This window comes from Flavobacterium sp. I-STPP5a (assembly GCF_009764685.1).
Lineage (GTDB): Bacteria > Bacteroidota > Bacteroidia > Flavobacteriales > Flavobacteriaceae > Flavobacterium.
Window position 1 is genome coordinate 17,040 of sequence record NZ_VHLM01000061.1, and the last position, 24,447, is coordinate 41,486.

General features: G+C 33.4%; 26 protein-coding genes. 13 read left to right on the forward strand and 13 right to left on the reverse strand.

Annotation, left to right across the window (positions count from 1 at the left end; translation table 11 throughout):
* The first annotated feature begins 197 nt into the window (after nucleotides 1-197).
* Nucleotides 198-1,277, forward strand: a complete 1,080-nt coding sequence (locus FJV36_RS12190) for a serine hydrolase (RefSeq protein WP_158728111.1) — start codon at nucleotides 198-200, stop codon at nucleotides 1,275-1,277.
* Nucleotides 1,278-1,467: 190 nt separating this feature from the next.
* Here the strand turns inward: FJV36_RS12190 and ftsY are convergent, their stop codons facing one another.
* From ftsY to FJV36_RS12240, 10 genes are all read right to left on the reverse strand, one after another.
* The gene (gene ftsY / locus FJV36_RS12195) at nucleotides 1,468-2,421 is read right to left on the reverse strand and encodes a signal recognition particle-docking protein FtsY (protein ID WP_158728112.1); all 954 of its coding nucleotides are present in this window, start codon (nucleotides 2,419-2,421) and stop codon (nucleotides 1,468-1,470) included.
* Nucleotides 2,422-2,546: 125 nt separating this feature from the next.
* Nucleotides 2,547-2,699: a DUF4295 domain-containing protein gene (locus FJV36_RS12200; RefSeq protein ID WP_082014152.1), complete on the reverse strand. Its 153-nt coding sequence runs from the start codon at nucleotides 2,697-2,699 to the stop codon at nucleotides 2,547-2,549.
* A 71-nt stretch (nucleotides 2,700-2,770) separates the two neighbouring features.
* Nucleotides 2,771-2,953 (reverse strand): 50S ribosomal protein L33, encoded by a 183-nt coding sequence (gene rpmG / locus FJV36_RS12205; RefSeq protein ID WP_007805817.1) that lies wholly within the window; start codon nucleotides 2,951-2,953, stop codon nucleotides 2,771-2,773.
* Between the two features lie 27 nt (nucleotides 2,954-2,980).
* Nucleotides 2,981-3,217: a 50S ribosomal protein L28 gene (gene rpmB, locus FJV36_RS12210; protein WP_024980263.1), complete on the reverse strand. Its 237-nt coding sequence runs from the start codon at nucleotides 3,215-3,217 to the stop codon at nucleotides 2,981-2,983.
* Nucleotides 3,218-3,292: 75 nt separating this feature from the next.
* Nucleotides 3,293-4,543 carry a CinA family nicotinamide mononucleotide deamidase-related protein gene (locus FJV36_RS12215; RefSeq protein ID WP_158728113.1) on the reverse strand — a complete coding sequence of 417 codons (1,251 nt, stop codon included), beginning with the start codon at nucleotides 4,541-4,543 and terminating at the stop codon, nucleotides 3,293-3,295.
* A 149-nt stretch (nucleotides 4,544-4,692) separates the two neighbouring features.
* Nucleotides 4,693-5,037 carry an Hpt domain-containing protein gene (locus FJV36_RS12220; protein ID WP_144892818.1) on the reverse strand — a complete coding sequence of 115 codons (345 nt, stop codon included), beginning with the start codon at nucleotides 5,035-5,037 and terminating at the stop codon, nucleotides 4,693-4,695.
* Nucleotides 5,037-5,648: a fumarylacetoacetate hydrolase family protein gene (locus FJV36_RS12225; protein ID WP_158728114.1), complete on the reverse strand. Its 612-nt coding sequence runs from the start codon at nucleotides 5,646-5,648 to the stop codon at nucleotides 5,037-5,039. The genes FJV36_RS12220 and FJV36_RS12225 overlap by 1 nt, the downstream gene beginning before the upstream one ends.
* Before the next feature lie 39 nt (nucleotides 5,649-5,687).
* Nucleotides 5,688-6,464 (reverse strand): 3'-5' exonuclease, encoded by a 777-nt coding sequence (locus FJV36_RS12230; protein WP_158728115.1) that lies wholly within the window; start codon nucleotides 6,462-6,464, stop codon nucleotides 5,688-5,690.
* A 140-nt stretch (nucleotides 6,465-6,604) separates the two neighbouring features.
* Nucleotides 6,605-7,912, reverse strand: a complete 1,308-nt coding sequence (locus FJV36_RS12235; RefSeq protein WP_158728116.1) for a dihydrolipoamide acetyltransferase family protein — start codon at nucleotides 7,910-7,912, stop codon at nucleotides 6,605-6,607.
* An 84-nt stretch (nucleotides 7,913-7,996) separates the two neighbouring features.
* A complete protein-coding gene (locus FJV36_RS12240) occupies nucleotides 7,997-9,208 on the reverse strand; it encodes a glycosyltransferase family 2 protein (RefSeq protein ID WP_158728117.1) in 1,212 nt (403 codons plus the stop codon).
* Nucleotides 9,209-9,338: 130 nt separating this feature from the next.
* Here FJV36_RS12240 and FJV36_RS12245 point away from each other — a divergent pair, with 130 nt between their 5' ends.
* The 6 genes from FJV36_RS12245 to rplT all read left to right on the forward strand — a co-directional run bounded on the left by FJV36_RS12245 (nucleotide 9,339) and on the right by rplT (nucleotide 13,972).
* On the forward strand, nucleotides 9,339-9,842 hold the full coding sequence (locus FJV36_RS12245) for an RNA polymerase sigma factor (RefSeq protein ID WP_158728118.1): 504 nt from the start codon (nucleotides 9,339-9,341) through the stop codon (nucleotides 9,840-9,842).
* Entirely contained in the window at nucleotides 9,839-10,450 is a 612-nt protein-coding gene (locus FJV36_RS12250; RefSeq protein WP_158728119.1) for a hypothetical protein, read from the forward strand. Before FJV36_RS12245 ends, FJV36_RS12250 begins: the two co-directional genes overlap by 4 nt.
* Before the next feature lie 171 nt (nucleotides 10,451-10,621).
* Entirely contained in the window at nucleotides 10,622-12,568 is a 1,947-nt protein-coding gene (thrS, locus tag FJV36_RS12255) for a threonine--tRNA ligase (RefSeq protein ID WP_158728120.1), read from the forward strand.
* Nucleotides 12,569-12,584: 16 nt separating this feature from the next.
* The gene (gene infC, locus FJV36_RS12260; protein ID WP_370514380.1) at nucleotides 12,585-13,142 is read left to right on the forward strand and encodes a translation initiation factor IF-3; all 558 of its coding nucleotides are present in this window, start codon (nucleotides 12,585-12,587) and stop codon (nucleotides 13,140-13,142) included.
* A gap of 116 nt (nucleotides 13,143-13,258) precedes the next feature.
* Complete coding sequence (rpmI, locus tag FJV36_RS12265) at nucleotides 13,259-13,456, forward strand: 50S ribosomal protein L35 (RefSeq protein ID WP_022827375.1); 198 nt, start codon at nucleotides 13,259-13,261, stop codon at nucleotides 13,454-13,456.
* A gap of 171 nt (nucleotides 13,457-13,627) precedes the next feature.
* On the forward strand, nucleotides 13,628-13,972 hold the full coding sequence (rplT, locus tag FJV36_RS12270; protein WP_086453231.1) for a 50S ribosomal protein L20: 345 nt from the start codon (nucleotides 13,628-13,630) through the stop codon (nucleotides 13,970-13,972).
* 86 nt (nucleotides 13,973-14,058) lie between these two features.
* Here the strand turns inward: rplT and FJV36_RS12275 are convergent, their stop codons facing one another.
* A complete protein-coding gene (locus FJV36_RS12275) occupies nucleotides 14,059-14,745 on the reverse strand; it encodes a hypothetical protein (protein WP_233264534.1) in 687 nt (228 codons plus the stop codon).
* 351 nt (nucleotides 14,746-15,096) lie between these two features.
* On the opposite strand from FJV36_RS12275, the gene FJV36_RS12280 reads away from it, so the two are divergent.
* Genes FJV36_RS12280 through FJV36_RS12300 form a run of 5 tightly spaced genes read left to right on the forward strand, consistent with a single transcriptional unit; the run spans nucleotide 15,097 to nucleotide 20,368 of the window.
* Nucleotides 15,097-16,359, forward strand: coding sequence for a chloride channel protein (locus FJV36_RS12280; RefSeq protein WP_158728121.1), 1,263 nt, complete (start codon nucleotides 15,097-15,099; stop codon nucleotides 16,357-16,359).
* A 59-nt stretch (nucleotides 16,360-16,418) separates the two neighbouring features.
* Nucleotides 16,419-17,423, forward strand: a complete 1,005-nt coding sequence (locus FJV36_RS12285) for a bifunctional oligoribonuclease/PAP phosphatase NrnA (protein ID WP_158728122.1) — start codon at nucleotides 16,419-16,421, stop codon at nucleotides 17,421-17,423.
* Nucleotides 17,424-17,427: 4 nt separating this feature from the next.
* On the forward strand, nucleotides 17,428-18,081 hold the full coding sequence (gene gldI / locus FJV36_RS12290; RefSeq protein ID WP_158728123.1) for a gliding motility-associated peptidyl-prolyl isomerase GldI: 654 nt from the start codon (nucleotides 17,428-17,430) through the stop codon (nucleotides 18,079-18,081).
* A 14-nt stretch (nucleotides 18,082-18,095) separates the two neighbouring features.
* On the forward strand, nucleotides 18,096-19,214 hold the full coding sequence (locus FJV36_RS12295) for a peptidylprolyl isomerase (RefSeq protein WP_158728124.1): 1,119 nt from the start codon (nucleotides 18,096-18,098) through the stop codon (nucleotides 19,212-19,214).
* Nucleotides 19,215-19,234: 20 nt separating this feature from the next.
* The gene (locus FJV36_RS12300) at nucleotides 19,235-20,368 is read left to right on the forward strand and encodes a peptidylprolyl isomerase (protein ID WP_158728125.1); all 1,134 of its coding nucleotides are present in this window, start codon (nucleotides 19,235-19,237) and stop codon (nucleotides 20,366-20,368) included.
* Nucleotides 20,369-20,428: 60 nt separating this feature from the next.
* Here FJV36_RS12300 and FJV36_RS12305 read toward each other — a convergent pair whose 3' ends face one another.
* Nucleotides 20,429-20,869 (reverse strand): hypothetical protein, encoded by a 441-nt coding sequence (locus FJV36_RS12305; RefSeq protein ID WP_086453237.1) that lies wholly within the window; start codon nucleotides 20,867-20,869, stop codon nucleotides 20,429-20,431.
* Nucleotides 20,870-21,141: 272 nt separating this feature from the next.
* Here FJV36_RS12305 and FJV36_RS12310 point away from each other — a divergent pair, with 272 nt between their 5' ends.
* Nucleotides 21,142-23,967 carry a pitrilysin family protein gene (locus tag FJV36_RS12310; RefSeq protein ID WP_158981158.1) on the forward strand — a complete coding sequence of 942 codons (2,826 nt, stop codon included), beginning with the start codon at nucleotides 21,142-21,144 and terminating at the stop codon, nucleotides 23,965-23,967.
* Between the two features lie 114 nt (nucleotides 23,968-24,081).
* On the opposite strand, the gene FJV36_RS12315 is transcribed toward FJV36_RS12310, so the two are convergent.
* On the reverse strand, nucleotides 24,082-24,438 hold the full coding sequence (locus FJV36_RS12315) for a hypothetical protein (RefSeq protein WP_158981160.1): 357 nt from the start codon (nucleotides 24,436-24,438) through the stop codon (nucleotides 24,082-24,084).
* Between the last annotated feature and the right edge of the window lie 9 nt (nucleotides 24,439-24,447).

A 24,447-nucleotide genomic window follows, 5' to 3' on the forward strand; every position in this document is an offset into this window, starting at 1 on the left:
TTCGTTACAATCTTTTTTCCCGCAAAAAAAGCGGTAAAAAAGGATTTACACTGCAATCAGGGCTAGTAGCGTAACAAATCACAAAGCACTTATTTATTTACAAAGTTACTCTTAAAAAATGCAAACAAAAAAAATAGTTATCCTTCCATTAAACTAATTGCTATCTTTAACATCCTATTAGCAAAAACCGCCCCAAAATGACAAAGACAACAACTTTTATTGCATTTGTTCTCCTACTAATGAGTTGCAGTTCAGAACCTACAGAAGCCACTACTCCAGTCACAACTCAGGATAAAATTTACTTTCCACCCATGAACAGCACAACTTGGGAAACAAAAACAGTAGCAAGCTTAGGATGGAAAACAGCTGCAGTGCAACCTTTACTAGATTATTTAGAACTTAAAAACACCAAATCATTTATAATTTTAGTAGACGGAAAAATAGTTTTAGAAAACTATTTTAATGGTCATACCGCAAATTCCTTATGGTATTGGGCTAGTGCTGGCAAAACACTCACAACAACAGTAACTGGAATCGCTCAAGATGAAGGCTTAATTAACATCAATAATAAAGTTTCGGATTACTTAGGAACAGGATGGACGAGCGCGCCATTAGCCAAAGAAAACCTTATCACCTGCAAAAACTTACTTTGTATGGACTCTGGACTAAACGAAACCTTAGGATCTGATGTGTCACCCGCAAATTTACAATATGTTGCTGATGCAGGCTCTAGATGGGCATACCACAACGTTTATGTAAAACTTCAAGATGTAATTGCTAGAACAAGCGGACAAACGTGGAGTAATTATTTCAATACAAAACTTAGAGACCGAATAGGAATGACTGGTGGCAGCTGGATTAATTCTGATGGACTCAGCGTTTACTGGAGTACAACAAGAAACATGGCTCGATTTGGACTCCTAGCATTAAACAAAGGAAAATGGGACGAAACAAGAATTGTCAGTGAAACTTTTATGAATCAAGCCACAAACACATCACAAAACACAAATCTTTCATATGGATACATGTGGTGGTTAAACGGGAAAACATCGTACAAATTACCACAAGTATCGCTCACATTTCCAGGAAGTCTTATCCCCTCAGCTCCTGCAGACATGTATAGTGCACTAGGCAAAAACGATCAAAAAATATATATCGTACCTAGTAAAAAAATGGTTGTGATACGTATGGGCGAAGTTGCAAATCCTGACAATCCCACTTTTGGACTATCCGACTTTGATGCAGTTTTATGGCAAAAAATTAGTGCTTTATTCTAATTATTTAGATTGCATCCTCCTTAAAAGACCCAATACAAAAAACACTAAACCCAATAAAAGTAATGCATAATACAATGTCACATTTATTTCTCTGGTAACATTTGCTAAAACAAAAGAAATAATACTAACTAAATAAAGATACATGGGAGAAATATTTTTCAAGAAAGAAAAATTCATAACAAACTAGCTATTATTTAAAAAAACTATCTACAAACTCCAATTTATTAAACACTTGAAGATCTTCAATGCCCTCGCCTACACCGATGTATTTCACAGGAATTTGAAACTGATCAGAAATTCCAATAACAACGCCGCCTTTTGCAGTTCCATCAAGCTTAGTAACAGCTAAACAACTCACCTCGGTAGCTGCTGTAAATTGTTTTGCTTGTTCAAATGCATTTTGCCCCGTAGATCCATCAAGAACTAATAAAACATCATGTGGTGCATCGGCAACCACTTTTTGCATCACACGCTTCACCTTAGACAATTCATTCATCAAATTGATTTTATTGTGTAAACGTCCAGCGGTATCAATAATTACAATATCTGCTTTTTGAGCCACCGCTGATTGCAAAGTATCAAAAGCCACCGAAGCCGGATCACTTCCCATCTCTTGTCTCACAATTGGAACTCCTACACGATCAGCCCAAATTTGCAATTGATCTATCGCAGCGGCACGAAACGTATCTGCAGCACCCAAAACTACATTATATCCTTGCTTTTTGAATTGATATGCTAATTTACCAATAGTCGTAGTTTTCCCTACTCCATTTACACCTACCACCATAATTACGTATGGTTTTTTGTCTGCTGGAACAACAAACTCAGATGACTCACCAGTATTAGTTTCAGAAAGTAAGCCAGCAATTTCTTCCCTCAAAATTTGGTTCAACTCTGAGATACCTAAATACTTATCTGATGCTACTCTTTTTTCAATTCTAGTAATGATTTTCAACGTAGTACTTACTCCCACATCAGAGGCAACAAGAATTTCTTCTAGATTATCCAGGACTTCATCATCAACTTTAGACTTTCCTGCGACAGCCTTAGTAAGCTTTGAAAAGAAATTTGTTTTTGACTTTTCTAAACCTTTGTCTAGTATCTCTTTTTTCTCTGATGAAAATATTTTTTTAAAAAAACTCATTGTAAGTAGGGTATAAAATGAACTATAAGTCTTAAAAAACACTTGGTTTTTTTTCGGGGTAAATATAGAAAATAAAAAAGCTACTTCCGAATGAAAGTAGCTTTTCTATATAGTATCTCTGTTAATTATTTCTTTTTCAAGAATTCATCAACAGCCTCAGGAGTCATAATAGATTCTACGAATGTATATGCACCTGTTTTTGGAGATTTCACCATTTTGATGGCTTTTGATAATCTCTTAGAAGATGTTTGTAACGATGCTACGGTTTTCTTTGCCATGATTCAAATGTTATTTAAATTTTAATTAGGTTTGAAACGTAAACATTTTAACCTTATAAAATTTGTAATTATTACTTAATTTCTTTGTGAACAGTTACACGCTTCAAGATTGGATTAAATTTTTTAATCTCTAATCTATCCGGAGTATTTTTTTTGTTCTTAGTAGTGATGTATCTTGAAGTACCTGCAACACCAGTTGTTTTGTGTTCTGTACATTCTAAAATTACTTGGATTCTATTACCTTTCTTTGCCATCTTGCTATATATTTATTGTGGAACGGATTATTTAATAAATCCTTCTGACTGAGCTTTTTTCAAAACAGCAGCAATTCCATTTTTATTAATTGTTTTTATCGTAGATGCAGCTACTCTTAGAGTAATCCATCTATCTTCTTCTGGAAGATAAAAACGCTTTTTAACTAAGTTCACAGAAAATTTTCTCTTAGTTTTGTTCATAGCGTGAGAAACGTTATTTCCTACCATCGCTCTTTTACCTGTAAGGTCACAAACTCTTGACATTATACTTATCTTTTATCGTTAATCAAAATCAGGGTGCAAAGAAAAGAAAAATAAACCTATTAACCAACAATAATTTTACACAATTTTCAAAATTTCTTTATACACTAGCTCTAAACTTTTTATTACAGCCCTATCTATCACTTTTTCACGGGGTTGGCCAAAATTAAATTCCTCAACAATTATTTCACTTGGCGTAGCAATTGCTATAAAAACAGCTCCAATTTCGGCATTCGAATCTCCTTTTAGAGGTCCAGCGTTTCCAGTTGTAGCAATTGCATAATCTGTTTTCATTATGGCTTTTACACTTGAAGCCATAACAGAGACTACTTCTTTACTCACCACCGAATGAGCTTCTATGTCGTGCTTAGAAACTCCAAGTAGATCTATTTTTGCTTGTGTATCATAAGTAACCACACCACCTTTAAAATATTTTGACGCTCCAGCAACAGCAGTTAACACCTGTGCAATTTTACCACCAGTGCAACTTTCGGCTGTTGCAATTGTTTTATTGTGCTTTGTAAGTAGTGATCCCAGAACTACTTCCAGCGTTTCATCATCATCAAAACCTACAATAATATCCTTGATAATCTCAGTTACTGAATTTACATTTTCTTGAATAGCAGCTTCAAGAATTTCTTTATCAGTTCCACGTGCCGTCAATCGTAAACGGACTCTTCCCGGCGCTGGCAAGTAGGCTAATTTTATAAAAGCAGGCAATCCATTTTCCCATGCTTCAATACGCTCAGCCACTACACTTTCACCTTGTCCATATGTCAAAATAGTTTTGTGGATAATGTAAGGACGTTTATATTCTTGCACAATCTTAGGAATCAGCTGATTTTCAACCAAATATTTCATTTCATAAGGAACTCCTGGAAGCGAAATGTAAACTGTATTTTCTTTTCTAATCCACATGCCGGGAGCCGTACCTACTTCATTATGCAACACTATACATTTTGACGGGACTAAAGCCTGATCTTTATTTATTTGAGATGCCGGCCTATTCATAACCCGTTCAATAAGCGCTACAACATGCTTTTCAACATCTTGATTGACTATCAATTCATCTTCAAAGTAATCACAAAACGTTTTCTTTGTAATATCATCTTTTGTAGGCCCTAACCCTCCCGTAAGCACCACAAAATCAACAGTATTTTGCAATCTTGACAAGGTTTGTAAAATATGGTTTTTATCATCACTTATAGATAACATTTCTATTGTTTCGATTCCAATTCTATCTAGAGCCTTAGCTATAAATCCCGAATTAGTGTCTGTAATTTGACCAATTAATATTTCGTCACCTATTGTAACTATAGTTGCTTTCATTAGTAAATTTTTATTATTTAATTATCGTATTGGATTTTAAGAACCAATAACTATTTATCATCTTATTGTTCCAAAATAAAAATACAACTTTACAGATATTGTTTATAAAAAAAGTGACCCGAAAAGGTCACTTTTTTTATAATAATATTTTATACATCAAAATCTTTTTTAATTTCTTTCACCGCATCATTGACTTGGTTTTTAACACTTTTAAAAGTCTCTTTTATATCCTTCTTTTTTCCTTCGGCTTTTGTCCAAGCTTCAATTTGTAAAATTTCTTCAAAAGCAACATTCATCCCCATTAAATCCAGAGTTGGCTTTATCTTGTGTGCATATGCATAAGCATGCTTGTGATCTTTCTTCTTTATTCCTTCTTTAATTTGTAGTAAATCCTCAGGAACCTCTGTAACAAACAAAGTCAATATTTCATTGACAAATTCTGGGTCATTATCTGAAAGTGCGTACACTTTTGATAGGTTGTAATGTATAGCCATTATTTTACTTGTATTCTAAATAGTTGTTGTCCTTCTAAAAATCCCTCTAAAACGTCATCTTGATTTACAGCCGCTACTCCTTCTGGAGTTCCTGTAAAAATTACGTCGCCAATTTTAAGCGTAAAAAACTGCGAAACGTAAGACACCAATTCATCAATCTTCCAAAGCATCAAGCTTGAATCTCCTTTTTGAACTGAATTTCCATTTTTAAGAAGTTCAAATGTAATATTTTCTAATGAAGAAAATTGACTTTTAGGTAAAAAATCCCCTAAAACAGCTGAACCATCAAACGCCTTTGCTTTTTCCCATGGCAATCCTTTTGACTTTAATTTCTCTTGCAAATCACGTGCTGTAAAATCAATTCCTACACTTATTTCATCATAGTATTTATGAGCAAACTTAGGTTCAATGTATTTACCAACCTTACTAATTTTAACAATCAACTCGATTTCATGATGCACATCATTTGAAAATTCAGGAATAACAAAAGGATGTTGTTTTAATAAAATAGCCGAGTCTGGTTTTAAAAAAACAACAGGCTCAGATGGCTTTTCATTATGCAACTCTGCGATATGATTGGTATAATTTCTACCGATACAGATTATTTTCATTTCTTAATTAAAAAATTTAATGATTGAAAGATTCAAAAATTAGCTTAATTTATTATTCAGTTTTCGAAGTTTAATCGCCGTTAAAACTTTCTTGGTATACAAAGGAAAGTCAGCATTTTGAATCCAACTAAAATAGCCTGGCTCTGCTTCTAACACCTTTTCTACTTTGACACCTTTATGTTTTCCAAAGGTAAAAATCTCTTCATTATCCTTGTCAAATGCTATCATTCCTGCAAAATCAGCAATTTTCTTGCGAGTTGTAAATTCAGATAACGATTTCATATCATTTTCCAATTCTGGATAACGGTCTAATTGCGCTTTTAAAATCTCATAGGTAGCCATGGTATCTGCTTCAGCTGAATGGGCATTTTCAAGATTTTTACCACAATAAAACTTCAATGCAGCACTTAGAGTACGCTCTTCCATTTTATGAAAAACAGTTTGAACATCAACTGAAACTCTATTTTTCATGTCAAAATCTACTCCTGCACGAAGTAATTCTTCGGCTAATAAAGGAATATCAAAACGATCCGAATTAAATCCAGCTAAATCACTGTCTTTTATCATATTATACACCTGCGTTGCCAGTTCTTTAAAAGTTGGCTCATTAGCTACTTTTTCATCAGTAATTCCGTGAACCGCTGTAGTTTGTGCCGGAATAGGAATAGTAGGATTTACCAACCACGTTTTGCTTTCCTTGTTCCCGTTGGGAAAAACTTTGAATATTGAAATTTCTACAATTCGGTCTTTTCCAATATCAATTCCAGTAGTTTCAAGATCGAAAAAGCAAATTGGCTTATTGAGTTTTAGTTCCATTTTTTGTTTTTGAATGTGGCAAATATAAAAATTTGGAGTTAATTCCAAAGCTAAACAATGACTAATAAAAGCAGAATAAAAAATAAAACCCCTGATAGACTTTTATATCAATCAGGGGTTTCAATTATGATTTAAGTAATTTAAACAGCTCTATCAGCATCAAAAGCCTCTAAATATTCAGCTACACGTTTTACAAAACTACCTCCTAATGCACCATCAACTACTCTATGATCATAGCTGTGTGATAAGAACATTTTTTGACGAATTCCTATAAAGTCTCCTTCAGGGGTTTCAATAACAGCAGGTACTTTACGAATAGCTCCAAGGGCAAGAATACCTACTTGTGGCTGGTTTATAATTGGTGTACCAAAAACACTTCCAAAAGTCCCTACATTCGTAACTGTATAGGTACCACCTTGAGTATCATCTGGTTTTAATTTACCCATTTTTGCACGGTTCCCTAAATCGTTTACCGCTTTTGCCATTCCTACTAAATTTAACTGATCAGCATTTTTAATGACCGGAACAATCAAGTTACCGTTTGGTAAGGCAGCAGCCATTCCTAAGTTTATATTCTTTTTCTTGATGATGTAATCGCCATCAACAGAAATATTCATACCTGGAAAATCTTTTAAAGCTTTGGCTACAGCCTCCATAAATATAGGAGTATAAGTAAGCTTTTCACCCTCGCGTTTTTCAAATACGTTTTTATTTTTCTCTCTCCATTTTACAATATTCGTAACATCAACCTCTATAAAAGATTGTACATGCGCTGATGTTTGAACTGAAGCTACCATATAACCCGAAATCAACTTTCGCATACGATCCATTTCAATAACTTCATCACCACCGTTTACAGAAACTGGTACCGCTTTTTGAGCTACAGGCGCAGCAGCAGGAATAACTTTTTCTACAACTGGAGCCGGTGCAGCAACTACTGACTGGTTGCCTCTACTTTTCACATACTCAAGGATATCATTTTTAGTAACTCTACCCTCTTTCCCTGTACCAGCAATAGATTCAAGTTCTGTAAGTGAAACACCTTCTTCTTTTGCAATATTTTTAACAAGCGGCGATAAGAATTTTTCTGAATTAGAAAAATCTACTGGCGCAGCAATGGTATTTTTTACAGTCTCAACTTCTTTTTCAATTGAAGTAGCCGCCACAGGTGTAACAACTGCCGCTTCAGTACTTACACCATCAGTACCTTCTGTTTCAATGATGGCAATGGTTTGACCTACTTGTACCAAATCATCTTTTCCAAAAAGTTGCTCTACAAGAACTCCCGAAACCTCACTTGGCACCTCACTATCTACTTTATCAGTAGCAATCTCTAGTACCGCTTCATCAGCTTCAATCTTGTCCCCAACTTCTTTTAACCAGTTGGTAATAGTTGCTTCTGCAACGCTTTCTCCCATTTTTGGAAGTTTTAATTCATATCTTGCCATATTATTAACCTAAAAGGTGATATTGATTTTCAGTTTGCGAAATTACTAAATATTTCAAATATAAATTACATTAAATATAATTTTTTACGTCATTTTAACCACTTCGCCACGTGATGTACTATTATTACTTCCTATTAAAAAATCGGTAGCTTTTGGCTTAATTTTAAAAGTTATTCGTTGGTTAAACCCCTCTTTCTTTGAAGATTCCTGAATGGAGATACAGTCCTTAAAAGATATAAATTCATTGTCAAGAATGATTTCAACATTAGTTTCCTCTTTCACTATTGACGAAAGTAGCATTTTTTCTGTTTTTAAATCATGAAATTTTACTTTTTTTTGTAACGAGCTTTCCATTTTTTGAAGTAAACTTTGATCATTGGAAAACAAAATATATTTAGGAGAAATTGTTTCTTTTGTTTTCTGAAACAAGGAATTACCTTGTAAAGTCTTGTATGCGGTAAAAACAGAGACACCAATTTTCATAAAAATAGCAAACAACCACTCTTTTATTCGAAAAATAGATTTTGTATTACTAAAATGCTTGTTATAAAAAAAATGCATCGCCTCTGAAAATCGCCTCATGTACAAGCCATCTTTATAAGTACTTTCTCCTTTGTAATGAATGATAGTAGTTGCACCAAAGTAATAATTGTTATATCCCGCTTTTAGTGCCATGTAAGACAAATCAATATCATCAGAATACATGAAACAAGCTTCGTCAAATCCTCCTAATTCTAAATACAACTTTCGTTTTAAAAGCATAAAAGCACCCACTAAAACATCCACTTTCCCAGTTTGCTCTTCCTGTAAATGGTTTGCATAGTACTTGCCTAAGATTTTAGATTTAGGGAAAAGTTTATACAGACCCGCAATCTTTGTAAAAGCCACAAATGGAGTTGGAACACCGCGCTTACTCTCCGGAAGAAAACCACCAGCACCATCAATAAGCTTACAACCTACAATCCCTAAATGATCTTTTTGATTAGCAAATTCTAGAATTTTTAAAAAAGTATCTTCAGCCACAACCGTGTCTGGATTTAGAATACAGACATACTCTCCTGAAGCATGGTCGACACCTACATTATTCCCTTTTGGAAAACCTACATTCGATTTGTTTTGAATTAACTTCACCGTTGGAAATCGTTGCAACACCATTGCACAACTATCATCGACAGAATTATTATCAACCACAATTATCTCTGCGTCAATACCTTCAATTGCTTTTTGAACACTGATTAAACAAAGCTCTAGAAAGTACCGAACATTGTAATTAAGAATAATAACCGATAGTAACATGTGACAAATGTACAGAGAAAAACAAATAATAGAAACTTGAATAATATTTATCAATATTGCTTAAATAAAATTTGACAACAAAAAACAAATTTTGTGTAACAAAAACCATTAACTCTCCACTAACGTAATTATGAGTGAAAACCTAGAACAGACTTTTGTGCAACTTTTGCAAGAAAACCAAAATATAATCCACAAGATTTGTAGATTGTATACCAATGGTGATGATGCACACAAAGATTTGTTTCAAGAAATTACGATTCAATTATGGAAAGCTTTCCCTAAGTTTAGAGGAGAGAGCAAATTTTCTACTTGGGCTTATCGCGTAGCCTTAAATACAGCCATCACCCTATATCGTAAAACAAAACGTTCTATCAGTACTGTAGAGTTTGAAGGCAGGCAACATTTTCTTAATGATGTAGAATATGACTATGAAGAGGAAGAACAATTAAAATTAATGTACAAAGCGGTTTATCAATTGAATGATATTGAAAAAGCATTAATCTTCATGTATCTTGAAGACAAAGACTACCAAGAAATATCCGAAACATTGGGAATTAGCGAAGTTAACGCAAGAGTAAAAATGAATAGAATAAAAGGGAAATTAAAAAAAATATTAAATCCATTAGAAGCATGAAAGAACTGGATTTACTCAAAAAGGACTGGCAAAAAGAAGGAAATACTTTTGAACAAGTCTCTACAAACGACATTTATGTGATGATTCACAAAAAATCATCTTCATTAGTGAAGTGGATACTAATTGTTAGCATTTTAGAATTTTTAATTTTAAATGGGATATCTATTTTCATCAGTAGCAAAGAATATGATGCTTTTGTAATTGCTCACCCCATAATAAAAACCCTAGAACTCATTAATTACGTTGTGATTTTTGGTTTTATAATCCTGTTTTACAAAAATTACAAATCTATTTCAACCTTAAATTCGGCCAAAGATTTAATTAAAAAGATATTAAAAACAAGAAAAGTAGTTACGTACTACATTTTTTGGAATATCATTTTTGGTGGATTAACAGGCACTTATATTGGTTTACAAGCTTTTAACGAAGGCTATAAAGATGGATCAAATACAAAAGTTGACATTTTAGACCCTTCAAGTATTATTGCAACACTGGTTTTTGGTTTATTTTTTATGGGTCTTATTTGGTGCTTTTACAAGTTAGTTTATGGCACTTTCTTATCCAGATTAAGCAAAAATTACAGCGAATTAAAAAAAATTGACTTGTAAAAAAATCAAATTAGTATCTAAAATTATCACCTTTAAAATAAATTAGAAATAATCCAAGCAAATTTCACTTGCTTCAACTTCAACTAAACAATTATTTATAAAACAATACATACACAACTATTGTTTGTATTTTTGTAATGGACTATATTTGCATTCTTAAAATAACAAACAATGATTAAGATTACTTTACCCGATGGGTCAGTTAGAGAGTTTGCTCCAGGAGTAACTCCAATGGATGTTGCAAAAAGCATCAGTGAAGGATTTGCTAGAAATGTAATTTCAGCCTCTTTTAATGGTAGTACAATTGAAACAACAACCCCACTAACCACGGATGGTAGCCTTACATTATTTACTTGGAATGACGCTGATGGTAAAAAAGCATTCTGGCATTCTACTTCACACGTAATGGCACAAGTTCTTGAGGAAATGTATCCTGGAATTAAATTAACGCTAGGACCCGCAATCTCAAATGGTTTTTATTACGATGTAGATTTTGAAGATCATAAAATCACAGATGCTGATTTCAAAAAAATTGAAGACCGTGTTCTTGAAATTTCAAAAGGAAAGCACGAATTTAAATTACGTCCCGTTTCTAAGGCAGATGCTTTAGAATTATACAAAGACAACGTTTACAAAACCGAGTTGATCACTAATCTTGAAGACGGAACGATTACGTTTTGTGATCACGATACCTTTACTGATTTGTGTCGTGGTGGTCATATACCAAATACTGGTATCATCAAAGCAATGAAAGTAATGAGCGTTGCTGGTGCTTATTGGAGAGGTGATGAGAAAAACAAACAGTTAACGCGCGTTTATGGAACATCGTTCCCAAAGCAAAAAGAATTAACTGAATACTTAGAATTACTAGAAGAAGCAAAACGTCGTGACCACAGAAAACTAGGAAAAGAACTTGAGTTATTTGCCTTTTCTCAAAAAGTAGGTCAAGGTTTACCATTATGGTTGCCTAAAGGAGCTGCCTTAAGAGACAGATTAGAGCAATTTTTGAAAAAAGCCCAGAAAAAAGCAGGTTACGAGCAAGTTGTAACTCCACATATTGGTCAAAAAGAACTGTATGTAACTTCTGGTCATTATGCAAAATATGGAGCTGATAGTTTCCAACCGATTAACACACCAGCTGAAGGCGAAGAGTTTTTATTGAAACCGATGAACTGTCCTCATCACTGCGAAATATACAATGTTCGTCCATGGTCATACAAAGATTTACCAAAACGTTATGCTGAATTTGGAACTGTATATCGTTACGAACAAAGTGGAGAATTACATGGTTTAACTCGCGTGCGAGGATTTACACAAGATGATGCTCACATTTTTTGTACTCCAGAACAATTAGACGAGGAGTTCAAAAAAGTAATTGACTTAGTACTTTATGTATTTGGTTCATTAGGATTTGAAAACTTTACAGCCCAAATTTCGTTAAGAGATAAGGAAAATAGAGATAAATATATAGGTACCGATGAAAATTGGGAAAAAGCAGAAAACGCAATCATCAATGCCGCTGCAGATAAAGGTTTAAATACTGTAGTAGAATATGGCGAAGCTGCATTTTACGGTCCAAAGTTAGATTTCATGGTTAAGGATGCCCTTGGAAGACAATGGCAATTAGGAACCATTCAAGTAGACTACAACCTACCAGAGCGTTTTGATTTGACTTACAAAGGTTCTGATAATGAATTGCACCGTCCGGTAATGATTCACAGAGCACCTTTTGGTTCTATGGAGCGTTTTATTGCGATATTATTAGAACATACTGCAGGAAATTTCCCGCTTTGGCTAATGCCAGAACAAGCTATAATATTGTCTTTGAGCGAGAAATATGAAATATATGCGAAAAAAGTTTTAGATTTGCTAGAAAATCACGAAATTCGCGCCCTCATTGATAATAGAAACGAGACCATCGGTAAGAAAATTAGAGATGCCGAAATGCAAAAAACACCGTTTATGTTGATTGTAGGTGAGGAAGAAGAGAAAAACGGGACCATTTCTATACGCCGTCACGGCCAAGAAGGAAAAGGTAATATCACAGTTACAATAGAAGAATTTGCAGCTATTGTAAACGAAGAAATTAGCAAAACATTGAAAGTATTTACAGTTTAACTTAAATTATAAAGTCATAGCAATAAGAAGCAACAGAGGTTACCAACCTCGCGTAGAAAAAAAAGATGCCCACAGAATAAACAACCTTATTCGTGGTGTACAAGAAGTAAGGCTTGTAGGTGAAAACATTGAACCAGGTGTTTTTAAACTTGCAGAAGCCCTAAGGTTAGCAGATCAGTTTGAATTGGATTTAGTTGAAATTTCTCCAAACGCTGAACCACCGGTTTGTAAAATCATGGATTACAAGAAATTTGTTTACGAACAAAAGAAACGTGATAAGGTTTTAAAAGCGAAATCTACACAAGTTGTTGTGAAAGAAATTCGTTTTGGTCCTCAAACTGATGAGCATGATTATGAATTTAAAAGAAAAAACGCAGAAAAATTCTTAAAAGAAGGCGCAAAGCTAAAAGCATTTGTATTCTTTAAAGGGCGTTCTATCATTTATAAAGATCAAGGTCAGATTTTATTATTGAGATTAGCAACAGATCTTGAAGAATTTGGAAAAGTAGAGGCTATGCCTGTTCTTGAAGGAAAAAGAATGATCATGTTTATTGCTCCTAAGAAGAAAAAATAAGTATTAAAGTCAAAAGTATTAAAGTCAAAAGTATTCAGCTTTCGACTTTAAGACTTTAAAAACTTTACGACTAAATAAAATAAGTAAGTAAGAATAAATTAAAACACTAGGAAAAAATGCCTAAAATGAAAACCAAATCTAGCGCCAAGAAACGTTTTAAAGTTACTGGTTCTGGAAAGATTAAAAGAAAGCATGCTTTTAAAAGTCACATCTTGACTAAAAAGTCTAAAAAACGTAAATTAGCTTTGACTCACTCAGCGCTAGTTCACAAAACAGATATGAAAAGCATCAAACAACAATTAAGAATTATTTAATTAAGTCTTAAAGTTGCAAAGTCAAAAGTCTTAAAGACTTTCGATCATCGACTTTAAAAACTTTTGACGAATAGTCTTTAGGTTAAAACAATTTAAAATAACCTTGGAGTATGGCTTTTAAGTTCCTTTGATTCAATTCAGGACGCCTGCTACAAAAAAACAATAAAAATTATGCCAAGATCGGTAAATTCAGTTGCTAAAAGAGCAAGAAGAAAAAAAATAATGAAGCAAGCCAAAGGTTTCTTTGGTAGACGTAAAAACGTTTGGACAGTTGCTAAGAATGCGGTAGAGAAAGCAATGTGCTACGCTTACCGTGATAGAAAAGTGAACAAAAGAAATTTCCGTTCTTTATGGATTCAACGTATCAACGCTGGAGCTAGATTAGAAGGAATGTCTTATTCACAATTCATGGGTAAAGTTAAAGCTAACGGAATCGAATTGAACCGTAAAGTTCTTGCAGATTTAGCTATGAACCACCCAGAAGCTTTCAAAGCAGTACTTAATAAAGTAAAATAAACGTTTTATAAACTCAATTTAGATTACTTACTTATAAAAAAAACCTCAATCAATCGATTGAGGTTTTTTTGTGTCTTGTGATACTTTTATTCTTTAATGAGGATTATTGTAGCTTTAAAACCAGTCCCTAAATTCCATTGACTTGCTGATATCAATGCTCCTTTATCATCATAAACTTTAAATTCTGCTGTGTTTGGCCCTGAACTTCCTTGATTTAAAGCTACAAAGTCAATTTTATTAAACCCTTTTTCTAAAACAATTTCAAAACCTTTAAAATTACTGTCTAAATAAACTTGGTTTTGAATTACTTTATCATTTAACATTACTCGTATTAAATCACCATCTACATAAGCAGCATCCCGATACATAACTTTTGCAGAAACAGATCCCGTAGTGTAATTTCCCAAATTTTGGTTTCTTCGGTATACAACTCCTTCTGAATTATCTTCTTTCTTGTTCAATTTATCTCTGTAAACATCACCTGGATTTATAAACTCACTAGATGGTATCATCGAAATAGGTTTTACTGGCTTCGTTTCGGGAATACTTGTAAGATTTGGATTTGTTACGGGTGGTTTAACATTTGGCGTAGGTGAATTGATTGGGGGAATATCAATTTTAGGTGGAATTGTTTTGTTTATCTTTGGCGCATTATTTTTAGGAGGAATTGCTTTGAACTTTGAATTGAATTCAGATTGAGCAAAACCACTGTAAAATGAACCAAGTAGTATCATTGTGTATAAAATCCTTTTCATAATTTGCGGTACATTCATTTTATAGGTTTTAACAAGTTTTAAAAATATAAAACCTAACATTCACTTTCAAAAATCAAGCCATTTTTTAACTTTCATTTATAACTACAAATGAGTTGAAATAGTATATTAACAGGGTGGAACTTTTAACTATTGAATGAAATTTGACAAAAGATCATTTTTTGGTTCGCTCCTAAATATCTAATTTTAGACATGAAGACAAAGATGCAGATAAAATGAATTAAGAGATGCTGTTTATGTTAGACTTTTCAATGATTTGAAAAGTACCTAATTAAAAATTAAACATATTGGTAACAAAAAATAAAAATATAGCTTTAAATGATACTTTTGTAGGCTGTAACTTTTAAATGAATGGATTTTTCTAAATATCAACAAAAAATAGTATCCCTAATATTGTGGTCCCTCATTTGTACCCTTATTGGGATATTCTCGGGATCTGCCTCTGCCCTGCTTTTGTTTAGTCTTGATTGGGTTACACAACTATTCACGCTTTATAAAAAATTGTTTTGGTTGCTTCCTTTGGGCGGACTCGTTATAGGATTATTATACCACTACCTAGGCAACGAAAGCAACAAAGGAAACAACCTACTATTGATTGCTTATGAAAATCCTGAAACAAGAGTTCCTTTACGAATGGGATTTTTAGTTTTTTTGGGCACATTAATGACTCATCTTTTGGGAGGATCTGCAGGTAGAGAAGGTACTGCAGTTCAAATGGGAGGAGCAATAGCATATCAATTCAATAAAATAAAAAAAATCTCAAATACGGAATCTCAAATATTAATACTTCTAGGAATTAGTGCGGGATTTGCATCGGTTTTTGGGACACCTCTAGCAGGCGCTTTTTTTGCATTAGAAATTGTTTGTTTTAAAAGAATAACACTAAAAAGCATCTTATCTGTATTTTTAGTAGCCTTTATAGCGGATTACACGGTAGACCTTTGGGAAATAGAACATGGCACTTACTATATTTTTGAAATCCCAAATATCACATTTAAAACAGTTTTATGGGTTTTAGTTGCCGGACTTCTTTTTGGCTTGACCGCAATGCTTTATTCAAAAAGTGCTCATTACTGGAATCGATTGTTTAGCGTTACTTTTCCATTTGCTCCTTTGAGACCACTTGTGGGAGGCACGTTTCTTGTTATCCTTTTTTACTGTTTTGATATGACACGCTATACAGGACTAGGACTACCCGTAATTGCAGAATCCTTTACAACACCTAGTTTGCCAAAAGATTTTTTATTAAAAATAATTATAACCGGAATAACATTAGGAAGTGGTTTTAAGGGCGGAGAAGTAACTCCGTTATTTTTTATAGGTGCCACATTAGGTAGCACATTATCCCTTTTTATACCCTTACCCATAAGCTTGCTTGCAGGGATGGGATTTGTTGCCTTATTATCTGGCGCTACAGATACACCTATAGCTTGTACCTTAATGGGGATAGAACTTTTTGGGATTGAGGCTGGTTTATTATTATGTATTGCCTGTAGTATGGCCTATTTTTGTTCAGGTTCTACGGGGATTTACACATCTCAATTAAAAACAGGACTAAAATATACGTTATATGCATTTTGCTTGAAAAAAATACAGTTACTAAGAGGTGTATAATTTGGTAATTTGTAGAAATGATTTCAACATTAGATTAAAAAAATGTAATTTCGCATTCTATGAAAATACAAGACATTCAAGCCGTACAAGAGTTGTTATCAACGCCTAAAAAAATTGCAATAATCCCGCACCGAGGTCCAGATGGTGATGCGATGGGTTCTACATTAGGACTTTATCATTTTTTACTAAAAAACCACCACTACCCTACTGTAATTTCTCCTAATGAGTTTCCTGATTTTCTAGCTTGGATGCCGGGAGCTGACAAAATTAAAATTTACGAGAAGGATAGAGAAAACTGCACAGCACTTTTACAAGAAGCTGAACTAATTTTTACATTAGATTTTAATGCTTTGCACAGAACTGGAGAAATGGAAAATGTGTTAGCACAGCTTCAATCTCCATTTATCATGATTGATCATCATCAAAATCCAGATGACTACGCCGCTGTTACCTACTCAGATACATCATTTGGATCAACTTGTGAAATGCTTTATAATTTTATTACCGCATTAGGTAAAAAGGATGACATCGATTTCACAATAGGTACTTGTATCTATACGGGAATACTTACTGATTCTGGTTCGTTTAAATTTCCTAAAACCACTGGAACAACACATAGAATTGTTGCGGAACTAATTGATTTAGGCGTACAAAATACAGAAATCCCGAGTTTACTATTTGACAATAGTTCTTATGGAAGACTCCAAATATTAGGTAGAGCGCTTCAAAACATGATTATATATCCAGAATTTAAGACTGCTTATACAACACTTACTCAAGAGGAGCTGAACTCCTTTAATTATGTAAAAGGAGACACTGAGGGAATTGTAAATTATGGTCTAAGCATACAAGGAATACATTTTGCAGCTATCTTTATAGAAAATAAAGAAGAAAAAATTATTAAAATTTCGTTTCGTTCACAAGGTGATTTTGATGTTAATCAATTTGCAAGAGAACACTTTAACGGCGGTGGACATCGTAATGCAGCTGGAGGAAAATCAGAACTTACGATGGAAGAAACCCAAAAGAAATTTGAAGATTTATTAACAAAAATAAGCATCTAAACCTATGAAAAACAGCAACCTACTTGCAGTTGTATTCTTTTTATTTCTTGTACTTTCGGGGTGCAAACAGCATCAGGATGCTAGAAGACCTATCTCTCAATCGTCTGGGAGTTTTATGAAAAAATCGATTCTGCGCAATAAAAAATTGGTTGCAACAGAGGAAAGTCAAATACAAAACGTTATCAAAAACAATCCAAGTGTAGTATACTTAGCCTCTACTAAAGGGTATTGGTATTCTTATGAAGTAAGAAATACAATTGATACTCTCACTCCTAAAAAAGGAGACGTTGCTTTGTTTGACTATGAAATTAAAGATTTAAAAGGAACCTTGATTTACTCTCAAGAAGAACTAAAACCACAAGTGTATTATGTTGACAAACAAAATATAATGATGGGTTTACGTGACGGAATCAAATTAATGCATCGTAATGAGAAAGTAAATTTTTTATTCCCCTCAAATATGGCTTACGGCTATCATGGTGACGATAAAAAAATAAATACCAACCAACCGATTATATGTACCGTTACATTGCGAGATTTTAAACCCGAAGTGGCGTATAAAAAAGAAGTTCTACAAACTGTTGCACCTACAACTGACGTTATTGCAAAAAAAGCATCAACCCCAACAACTAAACAAAAAGATACTATAACTCAATAAAAATTAATTTAGAAATGAAAAACAAGCTAGTAATTGCTCTTCTTGCAGTAGCCTCATTGTATTCTTGTAAAAACGATCATTCCAATTTACCCGATGGATTGTATGCTCAAATTGAAACTAACAAAGGGGAGATTATTGTGCAACTGGATTTTGACAAAGCGCCCATCACCGTGGCAAACTATGTGGCACTTGCCGAAGGAAAAAATGAATTTGTAACGAATGAGAATTTAAAAAAGAAACCTTTTTTTGATGGTTTAAAATTTCATAGAGTCATTGCTGATTTTATGATACAAACTGGGGACCCATTAGGAACTGGATCAGGAGATACAGGATATAAATTTAAGGATGAATTCAATGACTTACGATTTGACAAAGGAGGCGTTCTAGCTATGGCCAATAATGGACCTATGACCAATAGCAGCCAATTTTTTATCACGCATCTTGCAACCCCTTGGTTAGAAGGGAAGCATACTATTTTTGGTCATGTGGTAGAAAAAGGTATGGAAGTTGTCAATAAAATTCAACAAGATGATTACATCAAATCTGTAACGATCATTAGAAATGGTGAAGCAGCTAAGAAATTTAATGCCGTAAAAGTTTTTACCGACTATTTTGCAGTAGAGTCTGAAAATCAAAAGAAAAAAGCCGCTATTGAAGCTGAAAATAAGCGCGTATATAATGAAAAATACAAAGTAGTAAGAGAGCAAAAGTTAGCAAGTTTTGCTGCATTGAAAGCACAAGCTACAACAACACCTTCCGGTTTACAATATGTAATTACTAAAAAAAGCGGCGGTAAAAAACCATCTAACGGCACTCCAGTATTTATACATTATGCTGGATTTCTTGAAGATGGAGAGCTTTTTGACGCAAGTATAGAAAGTGTTTCAAAAGCATTTGGAAAATACGATGAAAACAGAGCAGCTCAAAATGGGTATCAACCTATTCCTTTTCAAGCAGGCAGAAAAGATGGCATGATTCCTGGTTTCATTGAAGGAATAGAACAATTATCTTTTGGAGACAAGGCTGTGATTTTTATTCCGTCCCGTTTGGGATATGGCGCTGCTGGTGCAGGAGGAGTTATACCGCCAAACGCCGATATCATTTTTGAAATTGAACTTTTAGAAAAAAATTAATATCCATAAAATTATAGAAGATGAAATTTAAATATCTGTTTTTACTACTTCTGGGATGTATTACTATCCAAGCTCAAACTGGAAAAAAAATAACACCAGTAAAAAAACCAAGTACTACAGCAAAGGCAGTTGTAAAAAAACCAACTGAAGCAGAAGGTATCTTTGTAACTATTGCTACTAATAAAGGAAACATAGAATTAGAACTTGCGTACCAAAAAACACCAGTGACAGTTGCAAATTTTATTGCTCTTGCCGAAGGAAAAAACACATTTGTAAAACCCGAAAACCTAAAAGGCAAACCTTTTTTTGATGGGTTAAAATTTCACCGCATTATTAAAGATTTCATGATTCAAGGTGGTGATCCCTCTGGAAATGGATCAGGTGGTCCAGGATATGCTTTTAAAGATGAAATTACTGATTTAAAGCATAATAAACCAGGAATCTTATCCATGGCAAATTCTGGACCTGCAACAAATGGAAGTCAATTTTTTATCACACATAAAGAAACGCCTTGGTTAGATGGCAAGCATACTGTTTTTGGTCATGTAATCTCTGGTATGGCTATTGTCAACGCTATTGAGCAAGATGATGTAATCACAAAAGTAACCGTGGTTAGAAAAGGGGCTTTGGCAAAGAAATTTGATGCTGTAAAAGTAATTTCAGACTACTTTAATTTTAAAACTGAAGATCAAAAAAAGATTGAGGCTGTTAAAGAAGTAAAGAAAACTTACCTATCTACAATAAAAGCTACAGCTACTACTACTCCATCTGGATTAGCTTACAAGATAGTTGAAAATGGAACAGGTGTAAAACCTGCTAATGGAGCTACATTCTATTTTAATTACGCAGGCTATTTTGAAGATGGTTCTTTATTTGACAGCAGTTATGAGAATGTGAATAAAGCCTACGGTAAGTATGATGAAAGAAGAGCGGCTCAAAACGGATACAGAGCATTCCCGTTTGTAGCAGGAAAAAAAGACGGCATGATTCCTGGCTTTATTGAAGGTCTTGAAAACATGGGTTTTGGTGATAAAGCAGTTGTTTTTATACCTTCAAATCTGGCTTATGGTGAACGTGGAGCTAATGGTGTGATACCGCCAAATACCATGCTTATTTTTGAATTAGAAATGCTTGAAAAGGAACCCGTAAAATAAATTAAAACCAAAAAAAAACACCGATGATATCTTAAATTTCATCGGTGTTTTTTTATAAATCTATTTTTTCCCGAATTTCCAATCAAACTCATCTTTTTGATTGATAATTGCTCCCAATTCAAATTTTACAACCTCATCAAACTCAGTTTGAAAAATCATCCAGTTTTCTTCGTTAAAATAATTCTCAAAAGTATCAAATTCCTCTTGAGTAAATTTAGTTATAGACTTGCTAACTAAATCTTTTTTAACATCACTAATTTTCTTATTGATGATTTTGTTACCAAAAAGCTCTAGTTCTGGGCTTGATGCAACGATGTATCCTAATTTAAAATCTTCTTCAACATAAAAAGTCAAACGCATTTTTAAAGAGTTGTATGCATAAATAATGTTGTCATCCTCGTCTTTATAATTTCGGTTTGGTTTTCCGTAAATAGCGGTAACATCATTTTGTTTCATTCCAAAAATCAGTTTATCAATTCCGTTTTTTGTATTTATTTTCATTATGTTTTACTTTAAATTTAAAATAGTGATGCAAAGATACTCCATTATTAGAAAATCAATCAGGACTATTGAGGTTTTAATCTCTATTTATTTCCATAAAAAGAAGTTTAGCCATCAAGTTATACAGATTTAAACTTTTAAAATAACAGGAATACTACTCCTCAGAATTGTTTAAAGAAAGATAGTAATAAAACGGAGTTGCGTATCATTGTACTCATTTATTTCTTACTTTTAAACTCCAAAAAACAATATCTTAAAATTAAATTTTCTCTATGAAAACAAACAAGTTGCTCCTGTATTGCTTAGTATTTCTTAGTGCAATAAATTCCTACTCCCAAAAAAAAGGTTCAAAAGAATTTAAAGTTGATTTTGAAAAATTTACTTTAAACAATGGCTTGCAAGTCATTTTACATATTGACAGATCAGATCCTGTTGTGGCTGTTGCACTAACTAGTCATGTGGGTTCTGCACGAGAAATACAAGGAAGAACTGGTTTTGCACATTTATTTGAGCATTTACTTTTCCTTGAATCTGAAAATTTAGGAAAAGGAGGGCTTGATAAAATGAGTGCTCGCATAGGTGGAGAGGGTGCAAATGGATCTACTAGCCGAGATAGAACCAATTATTTTCAAACTGTACCAAAAGATGCACTTGAAAAAATGATTTGGGCTGAAGCAGATAAGCTTGGTTTTTTTATCAACACCGTAACAGAACCCGTTCTTGCTAAAGAAAAACAAGTTGTAAAAAATGAAAAAAGACAAAGTTATGACAACAGGCCTTATGGTCATAATTTCTATGTGATATCAAAAAATTTATATCCGTCTACTCATCCTTACAACTGGAATGTAATAGGATCTCTTGAAGATTTACAGAACGCAACATTAGATGATGTTAAGAATTTTTACAAACGCTGGTATGTCCCTAACAATGTCACACTAACAATTGCAGGAGATATTGATGTAAACCAAACCAAAATTTGGGTAGAAAAATATTTTGGCGAAATAAAACGTGGCGACGCTATCCCAAAAATGGAAAAACAAGCTGTTGTTTTACCTGCTACCAAAAAACTGTACTACGAAGACAATTTTGCAAAACTTCCACAACTTACTCTTACATGGCCATCAGTTTATGAATACCATCCAGACAGCTATGCCCTAGAAGTTCTTGCCAATTATCTTTCAAAAGGTAAAAAAGCTCCTTTGTACAAAACCTTAGTAGAAGATAAAAAAGTTACTGACGCAGCAGATGTTTTTCAGTACAACTCTGAAATAGCAGGACAATACATGCTTAGTGTTACCGCTTTTGATAAAACAAATTTAAATGAGGTCATGAATGGTGTCACCGAAGCTTTCACAAAATTTGAAACTGAAGGTATTTCGCAACAAGATTTAGACAGAATTAAAGCAGGACAAGAAACTGCTTTTTATAACAATTTATCAAGTGTTTTAGGAAAAGGATTTCAACTTGCACAATACGAGATATTTGCTGGAACACCAGAATACATTAATGAAGATGTAAAAAATATATTAGCTGTAACCCGTGATGATGTAATGCGTGTGTTTAAAAAATACATTCAGGGCAAGCCTTTTGTAGCAACTAGTTTTGTTCCAAAAGGAGAAAAAAATTTAATTTTAGATGGGTCGATACTAGCCGATGTAGTTGAAGAAAAAATCATTGAAGGCAAAGAAGACGCTTTTGATGCAAGTATAGCGGCAACTTACGAAAAAACTCCTTCAAAATTTGACCGAAGCATTGAACCAGCATACGGCGCTAGTCCAGATGTGATTTTGCCTGTAGTTTGGAAAGATAAATTGCCTTCTGGTATGTCTGTATTAGGTATCGAAAATTACGAAGTGCCTCTAGTACAATTTCAATTGCAAATTAAAGGAGGCTTATTGCTAGAAAATTCAGAAAAAATTGGAGTTTCAAACATGCTTGCCGAGCTTATGACCAAAGGAACCGCAAATAAAACACCGGAGCAACTAGAAAATGCTATTGAGAGTCTTGGTGCTTCTATAAAAGCAACAGCAAGTGATGAAGCTATTTCAATTTACGGTACAACACTAGCAAAAAACTATACCGCTACTATGGCATTAGTACAAGAAATTTTATTACAACCACGATGGGATACCAAAGAATTTGAACTTATAAAACAAAGTACACTGAGTCAAATAATGCAGCAAAAAGCAGATCCTAATTATATTGCTCGAATTGAGTTTAAAAAATTACTTTTTGGCACATCTATTTTATCTAATAATCGTATTGGATCTGAAAAAACCGTTAGTTCAATTACTATAGATGACTTGAAAAACTATTTCACTACGAATATGTCTCCTTCAAATGTTAATTTTCATGTAGTTGGGGCTGTGAATAAAAACAGTGTTTCAAACTCCTTAAAAATAATAAGTAACAATTGGAGTACTAAAGATATTGTTATTCCAACTAATGCCAATACAATAGCTATTTCAAGCTCACAAGTCTATTTTTATGATGTGCCAGGAGCTAAACAATCTGTAATACGAATTGGCTATCCTGCACTTGCAGCTACTGATACCGACTATTATCCAGCTCAAATTTTAAATTACCGTTTGGGAGGAGGTAGTTTTGCTTCACAATTAACACAAGAATTACGTGAAGGAAAAGGATATACATATGGTATAAGCTCCATGTTTATGGGAACTGTAAATAAAGGATTTTTTGCAGTATCGAGTGGTGTACGTTCTAATGTTACTTTTGAATCCGTTGCATTAGTTAAAGATATATTACAAAAATATGGTACTAATTTCAATGCAAATGATCTCGATGTTACAAAAAGTTATTTGATCAAAAGTAATGCTAGAGCTTTTGAAACATTATCATCAAAACTTGAAATGCTCTATGACATTAGTAATTACAATTACACGGATGATTACGCAAAAAAACAGGAGGACATTGTAAAAAATATTACAATAGATAATATAAAAACGCTTGCGAAAAAATATTTAGATCCAAATAAAATGATTTATCTCGTTGTAGGAGATGCTGAATCGCAATTGAAAAAATTAGAACAATTAGGTTTTGGCACACCAAAATTAATAAACAGCCCAAAACCAAATTAATAAAACAGCAGTATTACAAAACAAAAAATAATTTTTCTGATTCACCAGCTACGTAAAAGTAGCATTTCGAATCAGAAAAATTATTTTTATATTAGGTGAGACTAAAAGGTTTCTCTACTCATTCATTTCATCATAACGTACAGGCACTTGAGGGTCATACAAAGAACATTTAAATTCCTCCAATGTGTCTGAGAGTAAGTTCATAGTTTTTCCATCGGTACCATAGCAATCAATTAAAATACTTTGAGAAGTTGATTTTACTTGAAACGCACCTGTTCCATTTGGATTCTTCCAGCTGTTTTCGTCTACTTTTTCCCAACCTGAAAAAACGGATGACAATCTATTATTTATTACCTCCACTGACAATTCCTCCAGTCCTTCAACAAATTGCTCCTCAAGCAATGCCTCATAAACTAAATGATGGTTTAAATAAATTCCTTCTTGATATTTCCAAAAGATTAATTCGTACATAAAATATTT

Excerpts from the sequence above, each read along its gene's own strand:
- FJV36_RS12295 (WP_158728124.1), top strand. The coding sequence starts at position 18,096 with ATGAAAAACAAGCTAGTAATTGCTCTTCTTGCAGTAGCCTCATTGTAT.
- FJV36_RS12315 (WP_158981160.1), bottom strand. The coding sequence starts at position 24,438 with ATGTACGAATTAATCTTTTGGAAATATCAAGAAGGAATTTATTTAAAC.
- FJV36_RS12250 (WP_158728119.1), top strand. The coding sequence starts at position 9,839 with ATGAAAGAACTGGATTTACTCAAAAAGGACTGGCAAAAAGAAGGAAAT.
- FJV36_RS12275 (WP_233264534.1), bottom strand. The coding sequence starts at position 14,745 with ATGAATGTACCGCAAATTATGAAAAGGATTTTATACACAATGATACTA.
- FJV36_RS12220 (WP_144892818.1), bottom strand. The coding sequence starts at position 5,037 with ATGGCTATACATTACAACCTATCAAAAGTGTACGCACTTTCAGATAAT.
- FJV36_RS12310 (WP_158981158.1), top strand. The coding sequence starts at position 21,142 with ATGAAAACAAACAAGTTGCTCCTGTATTGCTTAGTATTTCTTAGTGCA.
- ftsY (WP_158728112.1), bottom strand. The coding sequence starts at position 2,421 with ATGAGTTTTTTTAAAAAAATATTTTCATCAGAGAAAAAAGAGATACTA.
- FJV36_RS12280 (WP_158728121.1), top strand. The coding sequence starts at position 15,097 with ATGGATTTTTCTAAATATCAACAAAAAATAGTATCCCTAATATTGTGG.
- thrS (WP_158728120.1), top strand. The coding sequence starts at position 10,622 with ATGATTAAGATTACTTTACCCGATGGGTCAGTTAGAGAGTTTGCTCCA.
- FJV36_RS12215 (WP_158728113.1), bottom strand. The coding sequence starts at position 4,543 with ATGAAAGCAACTATAGTTACAATAGGTGACGAAATATTAATTGGTCAA.
- FJV36_RS12285 (WP_158728122.1), top strand. The coding sequence starts at position 16,419 with ATGAAAATACAAGACATTCAAGCCGTACAAGAGTTGTTATCAACGCCT.
- FJV36_RS12230 (WP_158728115.1), bottom strand. The coding sequence starts at position 6,464 with ATGGAACTAAAACTCAATAAGCCAATTTGCTTTTTCGATCTTGAAACT.
- FJV36_RS12300 (WP_158728125.1), top strand. The coding sequence starts at position 19,235 with ATGAAATTTAAATATCTGTTTTTACTACTTCTGGGATGTATTACTATC.
- rpmI (WP_022827375.1), top strand. The coding sequence starts at position 13,259 with ATGCCTAAAATGAAAACCAAATCTAGCGCCAAGAAACGTTTTAAAGTT.
- FJV36_RS12240 (WP_158728117.1), bottom strand. The coding sequence starts at position 9,208 with ATGTTACTATCGGTTATTATTCTTAATTACAATGTTCGGTACTTTCTA.
- FJV36_RS12200 (WP_082014152.1), bottom strand. The coding sequence starts at position 2,699 with ATGGCAAAGAAAACCGTAGCATCGTTACAAACATCTTCTAAGAGATTA.
- rplT (WP_086453231.1), top strand. The coding sequence starts at position 13,628 with ATGCCAAGATCGGTAAATTCAGTTGCTAAAAGAGCAAGAAGAAAAAAA.
- rpmB (WP_024980263.1), bottom strand. The coding sequence starts at position 3,217 with ATGTCAAGAGTTTGTGACCTTACAGGTAAAAGAGCGATGGTAGGAAAT.
- FJV36_RS12235 (WP_158728116.1), bottom strand. The coding sequence starts at position 7,912 with ATGGCAAGATATGAATTAAAACTTCCAAAAATGGGAGAAAGCGTTGCA.
- FJV36_RS12245 (WP_158728118.1), top strand. The coding sequence starts at position 9,339 with ATGAGTGAAAACCTAGAACAGACTTTTGTGCAACTTTTGCAAGAAAAC.
- FJV36_RS12305 (WP_086453237.1), bottom strand. The coding sequence starts at position 20,869 with ATGAAAATAAATACAAAAAACGGAATTGATAAACTGATTTTTGGAATG.
- FJV36_RS12225 (WP_158728114.1), bottom strand. The coding sequence starts at position 5,648 with ATGAAAATAATCTGTATCGGTAGAAATTATACCAATCATATCGCAGAG.
- FJV36_RS12190 (WP_158728111.1), top strand. The coding sequence starts at position 198 with ATGACAAAGACAACAACTTTTATTGCATTTGTTCTCCTACTAATGAGT.
- gldI (WP_158728123.1), top strand. The coding sequence starts at position 17,428 with ATGAAAAACAGCAACCTACTTGCAGTTGTATTCTTTTTATTTCTTGTA.
- rpmG (WP_007805817.1), bottom strand. The coding sequence starts at position 2,953 with ATGGCAAAGAAAGGTAATAGAATCCAAGTAATTTTAGAATGTACAGAA.